Below are 21001 nucleotides of genomic sequence, written 5' to 3'. Positions count from 1 at the left end.
CTGGGGGAGCGGGCATAGCGGGCAGGCAGTCCCTTGCCGCCTCCCCGCCGGGCACCCGGCCAGGAGGGCGCAGGGAGCCCCTCAGCGCCTCTATTCCGCTCCAGGGCGGGGGGATTTCGCCCGGAGTCGAAGGCGCGGGGTCACCACTGGACGTTCAGGGACGTGATGCTACGGATGATGATCCCTGGCTTGACCTGCGGCGGCTTCGTCTCGTCCAGGCGAAGGTCGGGCAGACGATCCAGGAGCATCTCGATGGAGATCTCCAGCTCGCGGCGGGCCAGACCGGCACCCAGGCAATGGTGCGACCCGAAGCCGAAGGTCAGGTGCTTCTGGTGGAGATGATCGCGGGTGATGTCGAAACGCTCCGGCTCCGTGAAGACCGCCGGATCCCGGTTGGCGGAGGCCAGCGACATGAAGACGGTGCTGCCCTTGCCGATGGTCTGGCCCCGCAGCGGGATGTCCTCCTTGGCGATACGGAAGTTGTAGGGCACCGACGGGGAGAACCGCAGCATCTCCTCCACCGCGGACTTGAGGAGGGTGCGGTCCTTCTGGAGCAACAGGAGCTGGTCGGGGTGGGTCAGCAGGTCGTGGACGCCATTGCTGATCTGATCCGTGGTGGTGAGATGCCCCGCCGTGAGGATGAGGATGGCGTTGGCCACCAGATCCTCGTGCGTCATCTGGCCCAGCTCCTGGGCGTGGATCATCAGGCTGAGCATGTCCTCGCCCGGATGGCTGCGACGCTCCTCGATGATTCCGCCCAGGTATGCACTCAGCTCCGTCATGGACCTGCTGGCGTTGCGCGCCACCTCGCCCATGTCCGCGCCCGGAGAAGGGTTGGAGAACTCGGCCTGGGGCCGGGCCAACTGCTGGAAGCGCTCACGGTCCTGCTGGGGAATGTTCAGGAACTCGGCGATGACGCGCGGGGGCAGTTGGTAGGAGAGCTCCTGCACCAGGTCCATGCGGCCCAGCGGCTGCACCCGGTCCAGCATCGCCCCCATGATGAAGCGGATGGCGGGACGGTAGGCATCGAGGCGCTGCGGGGTGAAACCCGGGCTGGTCTGCCGGCGCACGCGGATGTGATCCGAGCCGTCGCGCATGGTCATCTGCCGGCGGGCCACACTCAGGAAGCCCTCGGCGAATTCCGGGCCAAAGCCCGCGAGCTGCTGCTGGTAGAAACCGGAGCGGTCGGCGCTCAGGCGCGGATCTCGATAGCAGGACAACACGTCGTCGTAGCGCGTGATGACCCAGGCGTGCATCCCTGCCGACCAGTAGACCGGCGCCCTCTCGCGCAGCTCCGGGTAGAGCGAGTGCGGGTTGAGGAGGTTCTCGAGACTGACTGGATCGAGGTCCGTCTTCTGGCCTGCGCTGCCCACGGGCGTCTCCATTGCTGGCGAGTCTGAGCTGATCGGACTTGGCACGAGGGGGCAGATTAGTGATGACCCCCTGGCTTGTCGAGAACTGCTCTAGCAGGAACCACGCCACTGTATTCCACGCTACGACTCGACGTGATGGATGGGGTGGTTTCCTGCCGACCCACCCCCTCGCCTACACTCGCTGCCCGTGAACACTCCCTTGCGCGTCCTCATCGCCGATGACGAGCTCGTCGCCCGCAAGCGGCTCGCGCGCCTGTTGACGGCCTTCCCCGAGGTCACCGTGTGCGGCGAGGCCGCCGATGGCGAGGCTGTGCTCGAGGCCGTCCGCGCCGGAGGAGTGGATGTGGTGCTGCTCGACATCCACATGCCCGGGCTCAGTGGCATGGATGCGCTCGCGCTGCTGCCCACCGGTGGCCCCCACGTCATCCTCGTCACCGCGCATGCGGACCACGCGGTGGAGGCCTTCGAGCACGGCGCCGTGGACTACGTCCTCAAACCCGTGGAGGCCTCGCGCCTGCAGAAGGCGCTGGAGCGGGTGCGCATCCGGCTCGCGGCCAGGTCCCCCGAGCCGGGCAAGGGCTCCGCCACCGAGCAGCTCGCGCGTCCCCTGGCCCGCCTGCCCATCCCCACTCGCCAGGGCATCGTCCTGGTGGACCCCGAAACCATCTCCCACGCAACACTCGAGGACGAGCTCGTCACCGTCTTCACCTCGCAGGGGGACTACCTCACCGACTTCACCCTGCAAGAGCTGGTGGACCGGCTGCCCACCGAGGGCTTCTACCGAGTGCACCGCCGCGCCCTGCTCAACCTCGCCCACGTCACCCGGCTGGAGCCGCTGGAGACGGGCGGGTACCTGGCGCGCACCGCCCGCGGGCACACGGTGGAGGTGAGCCGCCAGTCCGCCCGCGAGCTGCGCAGGATGCTCGGCCTGCGCCGCGGCACCGAGGACGAGCCCGGGGCGTGAGTCCTCGCGTCCTGGACCGCGCGCATGGACGCCATTCCAACTCAGGGCGCCAGGCCGAAGCTCCTCCGGAAGAAGTCCACCATGGCCCGCCGCGACGTCTCCGCCGTCTCCGGCGACGGGGCGATGTTCACCTGCCCGCCCTGTCCCGTGTGTGAGTACGGATCGCTGATCTGCACGGCCGGCTCCAGCCGATCCCACCCGTGCGTGGCCCCCGGATAGACAGTCAACGACACGCTCTCGCGATCTGCCGGAGCCAGGCTGTCCACCAACTTCTGGCACGAGTCCGGGTCATCGTATTGATCGGCCGCACCCGCCTGGATGAAGACGGGAGCGCCCGTGAGGTCGCCGAACTCGTAGCTGGGAACACGGTTGTAGGCCCAGCACACCGGATAGAAGGGCGCGTGCGCCGCGAATCGCTGGCCCGACTCGGCTCCCGCGACGTACCTCCGGGTGGCGCTCAGCATGGACATCAGCCCGCCCCACGAGAACCCCATGATGCCGATGCGCGTGCCGTCGATGGACGGGTGCGCGGACAGATACTTCAGCGCGCCCCAGGCGTCGGGCAGCGTCTCGGCCACCGCCCTCGGCCGTCCCTCCGCACCTCCAGCGAGGCCTCGGGCGGACCACATGTCGAGCTCCAGCGTGGCGATGCCCGCTGCGTGTAGCGCCTGCGCGTGGAAGCTGCCCCGGGTGTCCACTCCCGCGGAGCCGTGGGCAATCACCACCGCGGGCACCTTCCCCTGCGCATTCGTGGGGAAACTCAGCCGCCCTGCCACCTGCAGCGGCGCGGGAGTTCCCAACGCCGGAAAGGACACGTAGGCGTGGCGGGCTACCGGTGTCGGGACGGGGTCCTGCTGCTGCGGCTCCTGCTGCGAAACACACCCGCTCAGCACGGCCGCGAACGACAGGCCCATCATCCACGGCCTCACGACGGACTTCTTCATGACTCGGCTCCCAGGGAAGGGGGGTTGAGCCCACCATCCCAGGGAGGGGACCGGAGCGCCGTCAGCCCTCCGGTCCACCTGTCCGCCCGCCGACACGCGGGCGGATGTTCCTAGCGAGGAGCCAACACCAGGCGGTTGGGACCGCTCGCCTTGGAGGCTCGCAGGGCCTTCTCCGCGGCGGAGATGAGCTCCTGCTCGTTGCGGGCCTGGTCCGGGAAGACGGCCACCGCGGCCGTCACCGTCACCTCGCCCACCCCGCTGCCGGTGCCCTCTGGGAAGTCCAGCTCCTCCACCGCCTTGCGGAGCTTCTCGGCGTAGGTGCGCGCCCGCTCCACGTCCGCGTTGCAGAGGATGACGCCGAACACATCCCAGTCGTACCGGGCGGCGATCTCCGAGGAGTTGTCGCTCCGAGCGTGGGTGACGGGGTCCTCCATCATGTCCGTCACCATCTGCGCCACCCGGCGCAGCAGCTTGTCGCCCTCGGCGTAACCCCGCGAGAGGTTGATGCGGCGGAAGCCATCGATGTCGATGAGCACCAGCGCCAGCTTCTGCTCCCGCCGCCGCGCACTCAGGAGACCCGCGCTGAGCGCCTCCTGGAAGTAGCGGTGGTTGTAGAGCCCCGTCAGGCCGTCACGGAACGCCAGCCGCTCGCTCTCGGGGATGAGCGACTGGGACGCGGCGCCCTTGGCATCGGCTCTCTGGGGCTCCGCCGTCTTGGGACGAGGCGTCGCGGCAGGCGCACCCGGCTTACCCGCTGCCGGCTTGCCAGCTGCCCCTCGACCCAGTCCGAGCTGATCCTTGAGCTCCTGCACCATCTTGTCGCGGATGGACAACAGGGCGGCGTTGTGGACCGCCTGGCCCACGGTGTTCTTCAACTCCTGTTCTGTGAACGGCTTCGTAAGGAAGTGGTTCACCCGCGCTTCATTGATGGCCTTCTGGGCGTCCTCCAACTTCTGGGAGGCCGTCACCAGAATGCGCGCGGCATGGGGTTGTAGCTCGGCGACGCGCTTGAGGAGGTCTACCCCCATCAGCCCGTCACCAAGATTTTGATCCGATACGACCGCGTGCAGTTGTTCCCGCTGGAGGACTTCGAGCGCTTCCTCAGCGGACCGGGCAAGGAACACCGTGAAGTCCTTGCTCAGGTAGTACTGCATCAAGGCCAGCATCGTCCGGTTGTCCTCGACGACGAGGACCTTCGCAGCAACAGGCTCACTCACCAGGGCAGACCAACGCAACGAGGGGCATGAAAGATGGAGTGAGCGTCGCGCAGGAAGGGGGCAGGCCGCAAGTCTCGAAGAGGGACCCCCCCCACATCACTCCAGCGGCCACTCGTGGACCGGCCTGCCGGACGCAGCCAGGAGCATGTAACGTTCCAGCAGGGCCGCCAAGGCGTCCGCTCGGGGCATGTGGGCTTCCAACCGGGCCAACATCTTCCGTTGCCAGCGTGCCCCGGTACACTCTGCGCGTAACCGGGCCTGCACAACGCCGAGCAGGGCGTCCGCCTCCTCGGCCACCACCCCGGCGCCCACCAGGCCCGCCCGGGCCACGGGCAGCAGCCGCTCCACCAGGGCTACGGCAGGCACCAACTGAGGAGAGGGTGCGTGGCGCTCGGGCCACAACAGCCTCGCGTCCAGGCCCTCCTTCGCCGCGCGGATGAAGTTGCCCCGAGCACACGGGAAGGGCAGCCCCGGCAGCAGCGCCTCCACCTCCTCGCTCAGCCCCAGCGTGAGGCCCAGCAGCAGCGCCCCGTTGGCCAGCATGTCCACCACCGTGGGGCCCGCCGGCAGCGCGCGCATCTCAATCCGCACGTGGCCGCCATCGCTCGGGTCATAGATGGCGCGATTCCAGCTCCACACCGTCCCCTGGTGCAGCCGCAGCTCGTCCAGCCGGGGCAAACCGCCCCGCTCCAGGCACTCCAGCGGAGACTCCGGCCCCAGCACCGGCAGCAGCGGCGGGTAGAGCGCCACCGACTCGGCGAACAGCTCCAGCGAGCCCTGACGCACCCAACCATGGCCATAGGTGACGCGCCCGTGCTGCGGCGCCTCGGACTGCGGCTCGCCCCGGTCATCCACCGCCTGACGGAAGAGCGCCACGCGCGTCTCGTCCCACAGCCGCTTCCCCAGCAGGAAGGGCGAGTTGCTGCTCACCGCCAGCACCACTGGCGTCGCGAGCTGGGCCGCGTTGTACATGCGCGCGAAGTCCGCCGGGTCCACGCGCAGGTGGTACTGCAGCGAGGTGTTGGCGCCCTCCAGCGTCACGTCGTCCCACGCCAGGGTGAGCGAGTCCTCGCCTCCGATGACGACGCGCAGGGGCTCCTCTCGACGCCGGCGGCGGATGGCGGCCGACAACGCCCGGTAGCGCGGCAGCGCCGTCATCGCCCCGCTGCCCAGGTCCTTCTCACGCAGCGTGGGGAGAATGCCCGTCACCACCACGCGCGCCCCCTGAGTGGCCGCTGCGCGCCGCACCTCGGCCAGGGCGCTCTCGAACTCCTCGCGCATCGCCGTGAAGGGGCGCCCCGCCAGCGGTCCCGGCCGCAGGTTGCACTCGAGGTTGAACCGATCGATCTCCACCGTCACCCGCGGATCCATCGTCTGGCCCAGCACCTGCCGGTTCACCGGCAGCGGGTAGCCCGCGGCGTCCACCAGGAACATCTCCAGCTCGGCGCCGATGGTGCGCGGCCCCACACCAAAGCCGGGACGCGCCAGGACCTGACGGAGGGCTTCGAGGCTGTCGGCCAGCCGCTGACTGAAGTGCTCGTACTCCTCGGGCTCGAACGTCTCTCTCTGGATTTGAAGGCCCATATGGCAGCGGTGGCGCCTAGGGAAAGGTGGGCGGTGGAGGAGCACTCACTGCGGCGGGCACGTCGGAGTGGGAGGCGAGCCGCTCCAGCAACCGCCGCGAGAGGGAGAGCGCCTGCACGCGAATCTCCGGGATGGCCGTGGTCTCCCACAGGTCGCCCCGGCGCAGGGGACCCAAGGTGAAGAACAGCTCCGAGGCTCGGCCCTGGGCGTCGAGCAGCGAGCCCTCCGCATCCGTGGCCAGCCCGAGCCCCAGCGCATCCGTGCGGGCGAGCCCGGACTCCAGCAGCCCGCGCAGCAGCGAGTGCCCCCGACCAATGGAGGCGTCGGGACCGGTGCAGTTGATGACGTGCTGCACGCGGAACGTGGCCTCACGCGAGAACCCCCGGGGCCGTACCCGCGCCAGCACCCATCCCTCGTCCGAGAGCTGGAAGTTGCGCACGCGGGCCGCGTGGATGCGCAGCACCCCAGAGGCCTGGAGTTGCAGGAGGATGTCGTTCACCGCGGGCGCCATCCGGTGGCGGTGCACGTCCCAGAGGGAGCGCAGGTGGCGCAGGAAGCGACGCCGCTCGGGCTCGGACAGGCCGCGCCACAACGAGGCCGTCAGGGGTCGCAGCGAGTCCACCGTGGCACGCCAGTCCCCGCCCTCCCCTGCTCGCCGGGCCTGGTCCCGCAGCGCCCCCAGAATGGAGCGAACCCGGCGGGGCTCGGCGGGTGCCACGGGCGGGCCCGCCACCACGCCGGGACGGTGCACCTGCGGAAGCAGCCCGTGCCGGGAGATGGCGTGGATGCGCCCCTCGTGGTTGCGCTCGGCCAGCGAGAGCACCGTGTCCACCATCGTCAGACCCGTGCCGACGAGCAGCACCGGGTGGTGGGGCCGCACGTGCTGCAGCGCCCCCTCGGCCCAGGGCGAGCGGACATAGCGAGGGCTCGCATAAAGGCCCCCATCCGCCACTGGCAGGTCTGCCGGCAGGGCGTTGCCCACCGCCAACACCACCGTGCGCGCCTCCAGGACCGGACCCTGGGCCAGCACCACCCTCGCGACGTCCCCCACCTGGGAGATGGACAGCACCTCCCCCTGGAGCAGCTCCAGGCCAACCCCTGGGGCCGCGGCCTCCCTCGCCTCGTGCAGCACCTTCTCCAAGTACTGGCCGTAGCGCTGGCGCTGTACGAAGTCACCAGGAGCCGTGGCCGGCTCGAGACGGCGAATCCATCGAAGGAAGTGCTCGGGATCCTCCGGAAAGGCGCTCATCCTCCCAGCGGGGACGTTGAGGAGATGACTGGCGCTCTCGGTGGAATAGGCGAGGCCGGGACCCACACGCCCCGTGCGCTCCAACATGGCCACCCGGAGGGGACCCGGAGCATTCCTCAAGAGCTGGACCGCCAGCAGCGTCCCGCTGGCCCCTCCACCGACAACCAGTACGTCCCACCGCTGCTCGATTCTCACCCCGAGACTCTAAACCTCGCGGCCGACTCCCACATCCCCCCTTGACTGTCTACGCTCCAGGCAGCCGTGCACGATTTTTGGGACCGGAGGGCCTCGTAGGTGCTCAAAAAGCGGACCCAGGGCCTGCGGAACACCTCCCTATAAAGGAGGGAACGGCCCGGGCCCTGCTCGGCCGCCTGCCTCCCATGAGTCTACCGCCCAGGTGTGTTATCGCTCCGTGACGATGCAGCCCACGCCCCCCACACCCCTGGTCAACCTGTACGACCTGCCACGTGCCGCCCTCGGCGAGCTGCTCGCCGGCTGGGGCTACAGCGCCTACCACCGTGACCTGCTCTGGGAGGCCCTCTACCGCCAGCAGGTGGAGTCGTTCGACGCCCTCACCGGGCTACGGCCGGACCTGATGGAGAAGCTGCGCGAGCGCACCCGGCTGGAGCGCCCCACCACCCACCACGAGGTCTTCAGCACCGACGGCTACACCCGCAAGCTGCTGCTGCGGCTGCGAGACGGACAGACGGTGGAGACGGTCCTCATGCGGTTCAAGGACCGGGCCACGGTGTGCCTCAGCACCCAGGCCGGCTGCGCCATGGGCTGCGTCTTCTGCGCCACGGGGCAGATGGGCTTCGTGCGCCACCTGTCGCCCGGAGAGATTGTCGGCCAGGTGCTGCACGTCACCCGCATCCTCCGCGAGACGAATGAGTCGCTGCGCAACGTGGTGCTGATGGGCATGGGCGAGCCCCTGCACAACTACGACGCCACGATGGAGGCGGTGGACATCCTGGTGGACCGGTCGGGACTGGCCCTGGCGCCGCGCTTCATTACCTTGAGCACCGTCGGAGTGGTGCCCGGCATCCGCCGGCTCGCGGACGAGGACCGGCCGGTGCAGCTCGCCGTCAGCCTGCACGGGGCCACCGAGGCGGAGCGCAGCGCGCTGGTGCCCGCGGCTCGCAAGTGGCCGCTCGCCGAGCTGATGGAGGCCTGTCGCTACTACTCGGAGAAGCGCAAGCGCCGCATCTTCTATGAGTGGGCGCTCATCGCCGGGCAGAACGACACGCCCGAACAGGCGCATGCTCTGGGCCAGCTGCTGCAAGGGATGGACGCGCACATCAACGTCATCCCCCTCAACCCCACGGTGGGCTACGCCCAGCGGCCCAGCGGCCCCGACGCCGTGCGGGCCTTCCAGGACATCCTCGCCGGGTATGGCCTGCCCAGCACCGTGCGACAGCGCCGCGGCATCGACATCGACGCCGGCTGCGGCCAGCTCAAGGCCGCTGTGGAGCGCCCGCGTCGCACCCCGCAGCCCACGGCCTCCTGAGGCCCGGCTTCGAGCCGCCGGGCAGAACTCCGCTTCCCGGCGTGCCTGCCCAGAGAGCCTTGCGGCGCTCCCACCGCGTCCCAAGCGTTTGACGAGGCTCTTCAGGTAGAGACTCCGTGCGAAGCCTCGTCAGGGTGGCTGGTCTGTTCCTGTTCCTCGTCGTGTCGGCATGCACGCGGGAGGACGAGCTCCCCCTGCGCGTCGGCACCTTCCTCTGGTCGGGAAGCGAGCCCCTCTTCCTCGCGCGGGACCTCGGCTACCTCGACGACGGCTCGAGCCGTCTGATCGAGTACTCCTCCCTGGGCGAGGTCAACCGCGACTTCCGCAATGGGAGGATCGACGCGGTGGCCATCTCGCTCGACATGGCCCTCGAGTTCCAGCAGCAGGGCTTCGAGCCCCGCGTGGTGCTCGTCCTGGACTATTCGAACGGGGCGGATGCGCTCCTCGCCCGGCCGGAGGTGCGGCGGCTCGAGGATCTCCGGGGCAAGCGGGTGGCGGTGGAAGCGATGTCGACGAGCAACTACATGCTGAGCCGGGCGCTGGCGAAGGCGGGACTCCAGCCCTCGGACATCGAGATCCTCCGCATTCCCATGGACCAGCACGAGCGCGCTTATGCGTTGGGCCAGGTGGATGCCGTGGTCACTTTCGAGCCCTTCGTGAGCAAGCTGCTGGCCGAGGGAGCCCACAGGCTCTTCGACAGCAGCCACCTTCCGGGAGAGCTCGTGGACGTGCTGGTGGTGCGCGAGGACATGCTCGAGCAGCGTCCGGAGCAGGTGCGGCACCTGCTCCAGGGCTGGTTCCGGGCCTTGCGCTACCTGGAGGAACACCCGGAGGACGCGCTGAGCCGGATGAGCCCCCGCCTCGGCACGAGCCCCGCCGGGCTCGCCTCCCAACTGGAAGATCTCCGGCACCCCTCCCTGCGGGAGAATCGCTCCCTGCTGGGCGAGCCCGCCTCGCCGCTCCTCGACTCGGCGTACAGCCAGCAGCGGTTCATGCTGGAGGCAGGGCTGCTGCACGCGCCGGTACGGCCTGAGCAGATGCTGGACGCGCGGCCGCTCGAGGCCCTCGAGGAGGAGCGGTGATGAAGCGCACCCGGGAACAGGGCGGAGTCCGGCCGGGGAGCCCTCGGGGGCTGCCCCCACTTCCGCCCCTGCGTATCACCATCCCGGTGGTGCTGCTGCTCTTCGCCATCACGGTGGGCCTCTACGACCTGCAGCAGAGCACACGCCTCGCCTTCCGCCGGGTGGAGGAGCACTCCCACCAGGAACTCACCCAACACATGGGCGAGCAGCAGGATCACCTGGAGCTGCTCCTGCGCCTGCACGAGTCCGAGCGCGTCCAGGAGGAGCTCGCCAGCTTTGGGACGGATCCGCACGTCAAGACCGCGCTGCTCCTCGACGAGACCGGCCGGGTGGCCGCCTCGCTCCGGCGCGTGGAGATAGGCCAGCGGGGTCAGGCGCTCCACCCCGAGCTGTTCACCCCGGAGATGGAGCCGCGTCTCCAGCGGGCCCGCGAGCACCTCGCCGCGAGCATCCAGGTCACCCCGGATGGCCAGTCTCTCGTGGCCTGGTACCCCGTGCTGGCGCCCGGCGGCCCCGGAGAGCTCACCTCCGGGAAGGTGTGGATGCTGGTGGTACAGCGGGATCTCTCCGTCCTCAAGAACCAGGCGCGCGACCAGGTGCGCGCCATCGTGGTGCAGCGCAGCGCCCTGCTCGCGGTGCTCGCGGTGCTGCTCTGGCTCTTCTTCCACTTCGTCCTCATGCGCCGGGTGGACCGGCTGGTCACCACGGCCCAACGCTTCGCCGCGCGCGACTGGGAGGCCCGCAGCGGTCTCACCGGGCGCGACGAGCTCTCCCGGGTAGGGCGCGCCTTCGACGAGATGGCCGAGCGCCTGCGCACCACCCAGTCCCAGCTCGAGGAGCGAGAGGCCCACATCCGGCTGCTGCTCGACTCGGCCGCGGAGGGCATCTTCGGGTTGGATCTCGAGGGGCGCAGCACCTTCGTCAACCGCTCCGCGGCGCGGATGCTCGGCTACACGGACCCCGAAGCGCTGCTGGGCCGGGATGCGCACAGCACGTGGCACCACTCGCGCGAGGATGGCTCGCCCTATCCCCGGAGCGAGTGCCCCATCTTCCAGGCCATGGAGTCCGGCACCGAGAACCACATCGATGGGGATGTGCTCTGGCGCGAGGACGGCACGAGCCTGCCGGTGGAGCGCTGGTCGTACCCCATGCGCCAGGGCGGCAGGCGGGTGGGTGGCGTATCGACCTTCGTGGACATCACCGCACGCAAGCGTGCCGAGGAGAGCCAGCACTTCCTCATCGAGGCCAGCACGCAACTGGCGGAGCTGCTCGACGAGAAGCGCACCCTGGAGCGGGTGGCGCGGCTGGCCGTGCCCCAGCTAGGCCGGTGGTGCATCGTGGACTGTGTGGACGACGCGGGCCACCTCCACCGCGCGGCGTGGGTGCACCAGGAGCCGGCCCGGCAGGTGCTGCTGCGAAAGCTGGTGGAGCACACCCCTCCGGACTGGAGCTCGCGCCAGCCCACCGTCCAGGTGCTGGGCAGCGGCAAGACACTCCTCGCGGACGAAGCCCTGGCGGCCCTGCGCCAGGCCGGGGACTCCAACGCGCTCTACCCGGAGCTGCTGCGGCGGCTCGGGGCTCGGACCGCGCTCGCCCTCCCCATCTCCGTGCGAGGGCAGACGCTGGCGGCCCTGCTGCTGGTCTCGGACACACCCGGCTTCCAGTACGGCCCGCATGAGCTGGCACTCGCCCAGGATCTGGCCCGGCGCGCCTCGGTCGCCATGGACAACGCCCGGCTCTACCGCCAATCCCAGGAGGCGGTGCGCCTGCGCGAGGACTTCCTCTCCGTGGCCTCCCACGAGCTGCACACCCCCCTCACCCCCCTGCGCCTGCACCTGCAGACACTCCAGCGTGCGCTGGCCTCTGCTGGCGACGGCCGCCTCATGCCCAAGGTGGACAAGGCGCTCGGCCAGGTGAGGCGCCTGTCCCAGCTCGTCGATGATCTGCTCGACGTCTCCCGCCTCACCTCCGGACGGATCCGCCTGCGGCTGGAGCCGGTGGACCTGGTGGAGCTGACCCGGGACCTGGCCGAGCGCTTCTCCGAGCAGGCCCGCGCCGCCGGTTGCACGCTGCACGTCACCACCGCGGGCCCCGCCACCGGCCAGTGGGACCGGATGCGCCTGGAGCAGGTGCTCACCAACCTCATCACCAACGCGTTGAAGTACGGCGTGGGCCACCCGGTGGAGCTCCACGTCTCCGCGTCCGGAGAGCAGACGCACTGGAGCATCCGGGACCACGGCATCGGCATCGCTCCCAAGGACCTCGAGCGCATCTTCGGGCGCTTCGAGCGGGCGGTGTCCACGCGGCAGTATGGCGGGCTGGGGCTGGGCCTCTACATCTCCCAGGCAATCGCCCGAGCGCTCGGGGGAGACATCCACGTCGAGAGCCGGCCAGGAGCCGGAGCCCTCTTCACCCTGGAGCTGCCGCTCGAGCCTGCCTGGGACGCGCGCGAGGGACCGGAGCCCGCTACCCAGGGGACGCCCCGGCCAGAGCCGCCCGCCGCGCCACCCGGCCCCTGAGTGCTGGAAGCTGGCGGGGGTGGAGCCCGGGCGCTACAACCCGCGCGATGAAATCCCTCCACGTCGCCATTGTCGGCGCGGGACCGGCCGGCTCCTCCGCGGCCACGTTCCTCGCGCAGCAGGGTGCCCGGGTGACGATGCTCGAGCGCAACCGCTTTCCCCGGGACAAGATCTGCGGGGACGGCTGCACGCCCCGGACCCTGTGGATGCTGGAGCGCCTGGGGCTCGGCGCGCTGCCCACCAGCACCGAGGCCGCGCCGGTGGATTCCGTCTATGCCCTCTCCCCTGGCGGCGTCGTCCTGGAGGAGCCCATTCCGGCGCGCCTCTTCGGCGGCAAGGCCAGCGTCATCACCCGCCAGGTGCTCGATGAGCGGCTCGTCCAGCGCGCGGTCCAGGCAGGCGCCGAGCTGCGCGAGGGCGTCTTGGTGGAGGGACTCGAGCGGGACAGCCAAGGCCTCCTCCTCCGCTGCCGTGACAGCGAGCCGCTGCGCGCCGACCTGGTGCTGGGGTGCGACGGCTCGCCCTCCGTGGTCCGGCGCGCGCTCGGAGCCCCCGACTTCCCGCGCCACGAGGGCGCCTTCGCGGTCCGCGCCTACTACGAGAACGTCCGCCTCTCCCACCCGCGCAGCTTCGCCTTCTTCTGGGAGAAGGAGCTGCTGCCCGCCTATGGGTGGATCTTCCCGCTGCCGGACGGCCGGGCCAACGTGGGGCTGGGCATGCGGGCGGACCAGCTCGACATCTCCGAGACGAAGCTGCCCGCGCTGCTGGAGAAGTTCTGCGCGAGCCCGCGCGTGGCGGCGGAGCTGGCGGGCGCCCGGCGCGTGGGCAAGGTGAAGGGACACCACCTGCCCTACGGCTCCTTCTCCCGGCACACCCTCTTCGATCGGGCGCTGCTGCTGGGAGACGCGGCCGGCTTCGTCAACCCGCTCACGGGCGAGGGCATCGAGTTCGCCCTGGAGTCTGGAGCCTTCGCCGCCGAGGCGGTGGCCGAGGCGGTGGCGGCGGGAGACCTCTCGGCGCGAGGGCTCAGCGGCTACGCGCAGCGTTGGGAGACACGCTTCCGCACCGCCTTCCGCCTCAACCGCCGACTGATGTGGGCCTTCGAGCGGCCCCGGTTGCTGGACCGCATCTTCCGCACGGCCAACCGCAGCACGTACGTGCGCGGCGAGCTGAGCGACATCCTGGCGGGCGAGGCCACGCGCATCTCCTGGCGCTTCGTCGCGGAGGTGGCGCGCGGGGGCTGATGTACCACACGACTCTGACACCTGGATGACGTCTGGGGATGACGCACCGCGAAGGGGTCCCCGCCCCCTTGCACGCCCTTGGCACGTGGGCACATTCTTCCTGGCGGACGGTCACACAGGGAGGTGGGCATGCTTTCCATCCACGAGCACGCAACGCTGGAAGAGGCGAGCGAGGAGTTGTTCGAGTACGCCCTCGAGCCGTCCAACTGGATGACGCCGCAGCCAGCCGAGCAGGCGGCTGCTTCGGTGTCCCAGGACGTGCGGTACCAGCGGCGCGTGGGCCCGCTGCGCATCTACGCGGTGCTGGAGGTGGCACCCTCGCTCGAGGTCTTCCTGCGCGTCGCCTTCCGCGCGCCCGGCCTCACGCCAGTGAAGGCCGCGGACCACCTGGAGACCTTCCTCAAGCAGCGCCTGCCGCTGACGCCCAACAGCGAGTGGCAGGTGGAGGTAGACGAGCGCCGGTGGATTCACTTCGTGCGGCGCTACGCGGCTCCGCGCCTCCAGGCCTGAGTCCCTCTCGGCGGGCTCAGTGCACGGCCCCACCGGGGACGTGCTTCTGCCCGCCCACCACCTGGCCGTCCTTCACCTCGATGAGCCAGTAGCCCTCGCGCCCTGCCTGAGTGGAAGAGCCCGCGCTGAAGATGTGCGGGCGCTCGGCGGTGGACGGGTGGTGGTAGCGCTTGTGGATATGGCCGTGCAGCACCGCGTAGCGAGGCCCGGGAATCAACCGGAAGAGCGCCTCCGCGTCCCGCAAACCATGGAGGTAGCTGTCCGCCTTGCCGTGATGGGTGAGCGGAGCGTGGTGCACCGCCACCAGCACGGCCCGCCCGGCGAGCCTCGGGTCCTTCACCAGCGCCGCCAGCCCGTCGAGCTGCGCCGCACCAATGTGGCCATGGGCGATGCCCGGCAGCGAGGGCACGCGCGCGGACAGCAGGCCCACCACCGCTGCCTCCGTGCCCAGTAGCCGCACGAAGGGGAAGGCGCCCTCGCGGCGGTACTCGGGCAGATCGCTCTCCAGCAGATGCCCGAAGTGCCGTGCGAAGCGGCCCTTGCGGTGGCTGCCTGGGGTGAAGACGTCGTGGTTGCCGGGGATGACAGTGCATCGGCTTGGATCCTCGGCCAGCGCGCCGAGTGACTCGCGGGCCATCTGGAACTCTGGATCCAGCGCATACGCGGTGACATCCCCGGAGAGGATGAAGTGGTCCACCCCGTGCTGCTCCGCGTCGCTGGCGATAACGGCGAGCGTCTCGGGAGCCCGCGCATAGGCCTTCCTACGTCCGCCCACGGACAGCTCGGCCATGGCGGCCCACCGCCTCCAGCCGAGCCGCAGGAAGGGCAGGGAGAAGTAGTCGGCGGTGATGTGGACATCGGAGCAATGGAGGAAGCGCATCGCGGTCATCCCATAGCACACAGGCAAGAGCGGGCACGCCTCCTCGCCCGCTCCCTGGCCGGGAGGAAGCTTCCTCGAGGCACGGGGCCTGGAAAAGCTGCGCACGCCCTGCCCTGCCACCAAGGAGGAGTGCTCAGCCTCAATAGAAGCGCGGACTGGGGCGCTGCAAGTAATGATCGAGCTCGCGCAGCAGCCGCTCCGACAGCTCGTTGGCGGTAGGCAGCCAGGCCACGGTGAAGCGAGCGTCCAGGCCCGTGCGCCGGATGCGCTCCAGCCACTCGATGGCCACCCGCTCCGGGTAGCCCGCGGACAGGGCCGCCTCGTGCAGCAGCGAATACTCCCGCAGCAGCCAGGTACTGAAGGTGATGGGGTCGTCCGAGCCCACGGCGATGGGCACCGGCGGCGAGTCCCCCTCCCGCAGTTCCGGAGGGAAGAGCCGCAGGATGGGATGGTTGCGCAGATCCAACAGGTCTCCAATCAGCAGATTGCTGGAGGGATTGACCTCCACCACGAGCCCTCGGTGGGCCACGCCCCGCCGCAGGGCGTTCTGCACGGCGTAGAGCGCCGACACTTCAGAGGCGTCCAGGGAGACGTCCACCGGCTCCTGCCCGCGCAGGAAGACCTGCTCGTCCTCGCGGTATTGGTGGAGGATCTGGCTCACCACCGGAAAGCAGCGCACATGCTCCGGGTCCAGCATCCGCAAGCCCCGGTCGAACCCATCCAGGCTGCCCTCCGGCCGTACGCGCGCCACGGGGATGCAGAAGAGCTGGTGCAGCACGTGATGGACCTCGGCCAGCACCTGGGGCTCGTAGCTGCGGCGGAAGACGAGACTGGACAGCTCCCGGATGCGGTTCTCCACCTGCTCGGGACGCCCCGGGGGCGCCTCCGCTCTCAAATCCGGATCGATGCGATAGCTGCTGTACAGCCGCCATTCGAAGATCAAATCCCACAGGCGATCCTCGGCCGTCGTCAACACCGAGCCGGTTGACTCCGACCAGAGGCGGGGCTCCACGCCGAGCGCCGTGGCGTGCCCCAGCCGTCCCCGGGAGCGGCCCAGCAGGTACTGGATACACTCGAAGATTCGCCGCATGCCCTCCATGAGATGGCGGAAGTCCTCGCCCACGTGGGCCGTGAGCTGCAAGGGCGGGGGCCGCTGGAGACAATGCTTGTCGGTGAAGGTCGTCGCGGACAGGTTCGCCTGCCACTGGACGTAGCGGTAGAGCGGCACGAGCACCCAGGTGGGGACCCCCAGCTCGTCGGAGGCCACGTCCAGCCCGCGCAGCAACCACAACACCAGCGGCACCTGCTGCAGCAGATTCGTGACGGCGCGGGCCCGCACCACCTGCTCCGAGAAGAAATCCGCGTAGCGTCCCCCCAGGCGGATGACGTCGCGGGGGTGGGGTTCGGCATGGCTCCGCCGATCGCCCGCCGGAGGAGCTCCGGTGGCCCAGAGCCTGCCCGGGTCGCGCTCCTTGGTGAAGTGGATGAGCACCCCGAATTCGGGCTCACGCCGTCCGTGCCTCGGAGCCTCGCTGAGCTGGAGCACACGCCGCCACGAGCGGGTGAGCGACCAGAGCTCCTCGGCGAGCATGAAGGAGTCGGAGGCGGGAGCGGTGCGCACCTCCAGGGCGGTGAGGAGCTGACCCCGGCCCGCGACATGGAAGGACACCTCGGCGCGGGCGGCACGCAGGGGGGCGCGCACCCAGTGCAGGCGATCATAGAACCGGACGAACCATTGAAGACCCGCCGTCATCGGCCGCTGCACCACCGTGCGGTAGTACAGGCACCGCACCCGCTGCGCCTGCCAGAAGAGCTGGGAGAACAGCCCGTCGCGTCGGGAGGAGTTTCCGTCCCGCTCACACTCCGCGAGGTAGGCCAGGCCATGGCGCATCAACCAGCGCTCGCCGCCGTTATCGGTGCGCAGGCCCAGGCGCACGGCGATGGGATCGCAGCGCCGCCAGATCTCCTCGAGTGTCCTGGGAGGCTGGTCCGGGAGGACACACCCGACCGGATGGAGCTGCGCGTAGAGGTCCTGCAGCCGATAGAAGTCGGGCAGCTCCGAGTCGTCGCCATGCACCAGGGCCCGGAGCGCTCTGTACAGCACCTGGAAACGGTAGGGGTGCCAGGCGGGCTTGTCGCCCAGGTTCTCCAGGAAGCCGCTCAGTTGCAGGGAGGAACGGCTCGTGTCACCGACTTCCCGGAGGAACTCGGCGAGCACGCAGCGGGCCACGGCCGCGGCCAGCAGCCATCGCAGCATCGTCTCGCCCGTGAAAGGGAGGGCGGGGCTCTGCAGCTCATCGTGCGAGAGGGTGGGATCCGCCAGCCTCGCCAGCAGCGAGGCCCAGAGGAGGGAGAAGTCCATGCCCGCCCCGACGTGGTGATGGATCTCCGCCACGCCGCTGTCCATCAGCCGCCGCAGCAACAGGGGAGGCTCCACGTTGACATGGGAGGGAGGGGGCTCCGCCGGCAGGGCGGAGAGCAGCAGGTCCTCGGGGAGGGCGAAGGTGAGCCAGCGGTAATGGATGGAGGCGTCGAAGACGTTGGCGTCGTAGCTCTGGACGATCTCGGTGAGGCCGGGACGTGGCTCGAGGAAGCTGCCGGCCAGCTTGCGCACATAGCGCAGCAGGGAAACGGGGCCGAGGGTCGAGAGCCTCCGGCGGCCCGGCACCGCACCGAACCAGAAGAAGTCGCGCGCCATGATGAGCCGATCCAGGGACCAGCCGCTCGCGTGCTGCGACAGCTTCTCCTCGCACTCCATCCACAGCTCCCGCGTCCGCCCGCCGCGGAAGTCATCGAGCTCGGGATTCAGCTCCACCATGGCCTTGCGGAAGGCCATCGGGCTGGCCAGGGGGTAGCTGGCGATCTCCGCTCGGACATAGGCCTCGGGAACGCGCCGCGGCGCCAGGGGCGTGCTGGGCGTGGCATGGGTGCCGTTCATTTCCTGGGGCCCTTCCTCTTCGTGGGCACCCGTCCCCGCCTGTGCGCTGTCTGGGTTTGGATCCGTCCCTTCTGTTTCGGCGGCGTTTCCTCCCAGAGCGAGAGCCACTCCTCACAACACCGCGGGAGCCAGTCACGCGGCGGGCGGGCCTCCGGGCCCCGCTCCCGGGCATGGAACCTCTTGTGGACCCTGTAGGCCTTGGAGCGCGCCACCGCACTGCGGAACAGGTCATACCGGCGCTGGAGCAACACCTCCGAATCCGGCTCCTCGAGCCTGCGCCACCACCGATAGTCCTTGCTCTCCGAGGGCGGTTTCTTCAGTTCCTGCTCGAACGGCAACCTGCTCCTGGGCGGAATGAACTCGGGACCCAGCAGCACGGGCAAGCAATGCTCGAGCCAGGAATTGGCAATCCCCAGCCTGTGGTAGTCGGCACGCGTCCCCCTGGCCTTGTTGGAGAGCTCCTCGACATGGCCCATGACCTCGCGCACATAGTCGGAGAGGGCATTGCCGCGCCGAAGCGACAGGTCCTCCTTCTCCTTCTTCGCCTCCTCCACTTCGGGAACTTCGGGCACTTCGGGCAGACGACGCCAATCCCATCCCCCGAGGCGCTCACCGGCCACGGAGCAGACGTTGTCGATCCACGCCGCCATGACGAGACTGAACTTGTCGGCGGCGAGCGTCTTGTCGGCGGCGGACGTCCAGTGGGGGTTCTGGAAGAGCACCTGGACCTTGTGGAGGAACGCCTTCCATTGGGCGATGAAGATGACGTAGTCGGTGAAGGTGTTCCAGCTAGGAAGCAACCACCAGAACCTGAGCCTGGCGTCGAGTCTCTCGGCGCTGATGGGGTGGAGTACGGCCTCGTGCAGCGTCACCGTCAGCTCGGGGATGACCTCCTCTGGAGCGGCCACCCGGTTCATCACCCGCCGATCCGGGGTGAGCACGAGCATGTCGTGCAGCAACATGAACCAGCCGGCGACGTTGGGAGGCATGAGGGCCTTGCGGCTGGGATTGTCGAGGTCGCGCAGCTCGAAGAGAACGTCCTGGAAGTTCCGCAGGTGCAGCTCGGTTCCCAGCAGGCTGATATGGGCGCTCTTGTGCTTGTCGTAGTCCCACTCCAGCACGTCGGACAGGATGGTGCGCTTGAGCCGCTGAACGGGTCTGCCGGTGAGATCCAGGCAGATACGCCCCTGCGCGTTGTGGCGCATGATGCGATTGAGGAGCTGTTCGCTGGCCCAGCCGGGAAGCTCGCTCTCGTCGATAGCGGCCCGCAGCATGGTCTCGGCGATCTGGACGGACTGCTCGTCGCAGCTCTCGCAGGGCGCATCCTGGCCTTTCTTCGAAAATTCACCCGGGAGCCGGTGGCCCTCCTCCGCGTGCCGCTCCGTCTCCTCGACCGCGGCCTTGAGGGCCTGCCAGAGGTCCAGGACGGTCCGGGCCGACAGGGTGAGGGCGAGCCTGGCCGCATAGCTGAAGACGGGGGGTGCGGCGTCCTCACTCCCCTTCGAGCCGTTGACGAGCCTGGCGTCCTTCTTGGCCTTCAGGGACTCGATGAACACGCGCAGACGTATCGAGTCCGCCAGCGTGTAATCCCCCTGCTCCCGCAGGACCTGCCCGTACTCCTCCAGGAGCGTGGTGTCCTTCACCTTGCCCTCCTCGTCCCAGACGAGGAGCCGGTCCCGGATTTCGAACAGGTCGGCGAAGCACTTCAGTCCGTGCGACGACTCCCCCGTCTTGGGCAGCCGGAGCTTCCTGAGGAAGTACGAGAGGCTCTTCGCCGCGGGCCTGCCGTCCCGGAACGGAGCGGGCGCATTGAAGTCCCAGGCCCTTCTGGGGCTGACCGATTCGATCTGGATGCGATGGACGGGAGGTAGCACCCGGCGCATGGCGGCAGCGGCCTGGCGGCGCGCGATGGCCAGGGTATCCTCCCGGCTCTTCGGCACCAGAAGGGTCTGACCGGACGAGGTCAGCTCCATCTGGAAGGAGCGCTCGAGGAAGAGCTGGAACTCGGAGCGCCCGGAGGCGAGGACGAACCAGAGCTGATGGCTCGCCACCATTCGCGTCAGTTTGAGGATGAGGTGCAGGTGCTGGATGCTGCGGTCCACGTTGTCGATGGGCAGCACCAGGAGGATCTTCTCATGGCTGCCGTGGCCGAACCTGCGCTCCGCCAGGCGTCTGGACACGGACTCCATGGCCTCGCGGAAGTCGCGCCGGAAGGTGGCGTAGATCTCCGCCGCCTTGATCTGATGCTCCGCGCGCTGACGGGGATCCTTCCCCTGCACCGGCATGTCTTCCCACATGAAGGTGGCATCCCGGACGAGCTTGTCGATCCTCCCATAGGGGTCATTCAAGCCTTCCTCGAGAAGGGAGGGAGGCGCCCATCGCTCCTTGCGCTTGAGCTCGAGGCCGACGTCCAGCGCGTTGCGCACGCGCACCAGCAGCGTGGCCAGGAGGTTGGCATGGGTGGGCAACGGCTCCATGTCGAGAGGGTCCAGCCAGAAGATGTGCTCGCGGATCTCCGAGAGCTTCGAGACCAGCCGCTTGCAGCGCTCCTTCTCCCGCGGGTCCACGGGTGTGCCAGCGTCGCGTGGCGTGGAGAACTCCTTGGGATCATGCAGGGCATAGGCCGTCGACAGCAGGATGGTGGTCTTGCCAAAGCCCCTGTCGCCGGAGACGAGCGCACTCGTCGCGAGCTGCACCTCGCCCCCCTGGATATTGGAGCCCGGCTCGGCCGCTCCCGCTACCTGCTGCGGACGGCAGGCCGCGTACAGCCAGTTGATGAGTTCCTCCATGGCCTGCTGGGTGGCCGGGAGGAGCTCGAACCACCCGAGTGCCGCGGCCTCTGGCCTGGGGCCTCGAGCGGCCCCGAAGCCAACCTCATGCGACGTCTCTTGGGTGGAGTCCATGCCATCCCCTCCTCCAGGGCCACATCCAAAAAGCTGCAAAGGAGAGGTGGGGTTGGTGGGGAGCGAGGAAAACGGACTGGAAGGCAG

Annotated in this window: 14 protein-coding genes; 6 read left to right on the top strand and 8 right to left on the bottom strand. The window is 69.3% G+C overall.

Annotated elements, in window-relative coordinates; translation table 11 throughout:
- Positions 1-140 precede the first annotated feature (140 nt).
- Positions 141-1373 (bottom strand): cytochrome P450, encoded by a 1233-nt coding sequence (locus OV287_RS10535; RefSeq protein ID WP_267533882.1) that lies wholly within the window; start codon positions 1371-1373, stop codon positions 141-143.
- Between the two features lie 187 nt (positions 1374-1560).
- Between OV287_RS10535 and OV287_RS10530 the strand changes: the two genes are divergently transcribed.
- Positions 1561-2337 (top strand): LytR/AlgR family response regulator transcription factor, encoded by a 777-nt coding sequence (locus OV287_RS10530; RefSeq protein WP_267533881.1) that lies wholly within the window; start codon positions 1561-1563, stop codon positions 2335-2337.
- Positions 2338-2378: 41 nt separating this feature from the next.
- Here OV287_RS10530 and OV287_RS10525 read toward each other — a convergent pair whose 3' ends face one another.
- The 4 genes from OV287_RS10525 to OV287_RS10510 form a co-directional block, all read right to left on the bottom strand.
- Positions 2379-3281, bottom strand: coding sequence for a dienelactone hydrolase family protein (locus OV287_RS10525; RefSeq protein ID WP_267533880.1), 903 nt, complete (start codon positions 3279-3281; stop codon positions 2379-2381).
- 110 nt (positions 3282-3391) lie between these two features.
- Positions 3392-4498 carry a GGDEF domain-containing response regulator gene (locus OV287_RS10520; RefSeq protein WP_267533879.1) on the bottom strand — a complete coding sequence of 369 codons (1107 nt, stop codon included), beginning with the start codon at positions 4496-4498 and terminating at the stop codon, positions 3392-3394.
- A 96-nt stretch (positions 4499-4594) separates the two neighbouring features.
- Positions 4595-6082: a glutamate-cysteine ligase family protein gene (locus OV287_RS10515; RefSeq protein ID WP_267533878.1), complete on the bottom strand. Its 1488-nt coding sequence runs from the start codon at positions 6080-6082 to the stop codon at positions 4595-4597.
- Positions 6083-6098: 16 nt separating this feature from the next.
- On the bottom strand, positions 6099-7526 hold the full coding sequence (locus OV287_RS10510) for an FAD/NAD(P)-binding protein (RefSeq protein ID WP_267533877.1): 1428 nt from the start codon (positions 7524-7526) through the stop codon (positions 6099-6101).
- Between the two features lie 223 nt (positions 7527-7749).
- Here OV287_RS10510 and rlmN point away from each other — a divergent pair, with 223 nt between their 5' ends.
- The 5 genes from rlmN to OV287_RS10485 all read left to right on the top strand — a co-directional run bounded on the left by rlmN (position 7750) and on the right by OV287_RS10485 (position 14193).
- The gene (gene rlmN / locus OV287_RS10505) at positions 7750-8838 is read left to right on the top strand and encodes a dual-specificity RNA methyltransferase RlmN (protein WP_267542321.1); all 1089 of its coding nucleotides are present in this window, start codon (positions 7750-7752) and stop codon (positions 8836-8838) included.
- A 116-nt stretch (positions 8839-8954) separates the two neighbouring features.
- Positions 8955-9920, top strand: a complete 966-nt coding sequence (locus OV287_RS10500) for an ABC transporter substrate-binding protein (protein ID WP_267533876.1) — start codon at positions 8955-8957, stop codon at positions 9918-9920.
- Positions 9920-12439: an ATP-binding protein gene (locus tag OV287_RS10495; protein WP_267533875.1), complete on the top strand. Its 2520-nt coding sequence runs from the start codon at positions 9920-9922 to the stop codon at positions 12437-12439. Before OV287_RS10500 ends, OV287_RS10495 begins: the two co-directional genes overlap by 1 nt.
- A 47-nt stretch (positions 12440-12486) precedes the next feature.
- A complete protein-coding gene (locus tag OV287_RS10490) occupies positions 12487-13683 on the top strand; it encodes an NAD(P)/FAD-dependent oxidoreductase (protein ID WP_267533874.1) in 1197 nt (398 codons plus the stop codon).
- 129 nt (positions 13684-13812) lie between these two features.
- The gene (locus OV287_RS10485; protein ID WP_267533873.1) at positions 13813-14193 is read left to right on the top strand and encodes a hypothetical protein; all 381 of its coding nucleotides are present in this window, start codon (positions 13813-13815) and stop codon (positions 14191-14193) included.
- A gap of 16 nt (positions 14194-14209) precedes the next feature.
- On the opposite strand, the gene OV287_RS10480 is transcribed toward OV287_RS10485, so the two are convergent.
- The 3 genes from OV287_RS10480 to OV287_RS10470 form a co-directional block, all read right to left on the bottom strand.
- The gene (locus tag OV287_RS10480; protein WP_267533872.1) at positions 14210-15073 is read right to left on the bottom strand and encodes a metallophosphoesterase family protein; all 864 of its coding nucleotides are present in this window, start codon (positions 15071-15073) and stop codon (positions 14210-14212) included.
- A 139-nt stretch (positions 15074-15212) separates the two neighbouring features.
- Complete coding sequence (locus OV287_RS10475; protein WP_267533871.1) at positions 15213-18011, bottom strand: amidohydrolase family protein; 2799 nt, start codon at positions 18009-18011, stop codon at positions 15213-15215.
- A complete protein-coding gene (locus tag OV287_RS10470) occupies positions 18008-20914 on the bottom strand; it encodes a hypothetical protein (protein WP_267533870.1) in 2907 nt (968 codons plus the stop codon). Before OV287_RS10470 ends, OV287_RS10475 begins: the two co-directional genes overlap by 4 nt.
- Positions 20915-21001: the final 87 nt, after the last annotated feature.

Source organism: Archangium lansingense, from assembly GCF_026626635.1.
In the GTDB taxonomy this organism is placed as follows: Bacteria; Myxococcota; Myxococcia; order Myxococcales; family Myxococcaceae; genus Archangium; species Archangium lansingense.
The sequence above is the reverse complement of the archived record's forward strand: the minus strand, read 5'-3'. Positions and strand labels throughout refer to the sequence as shown.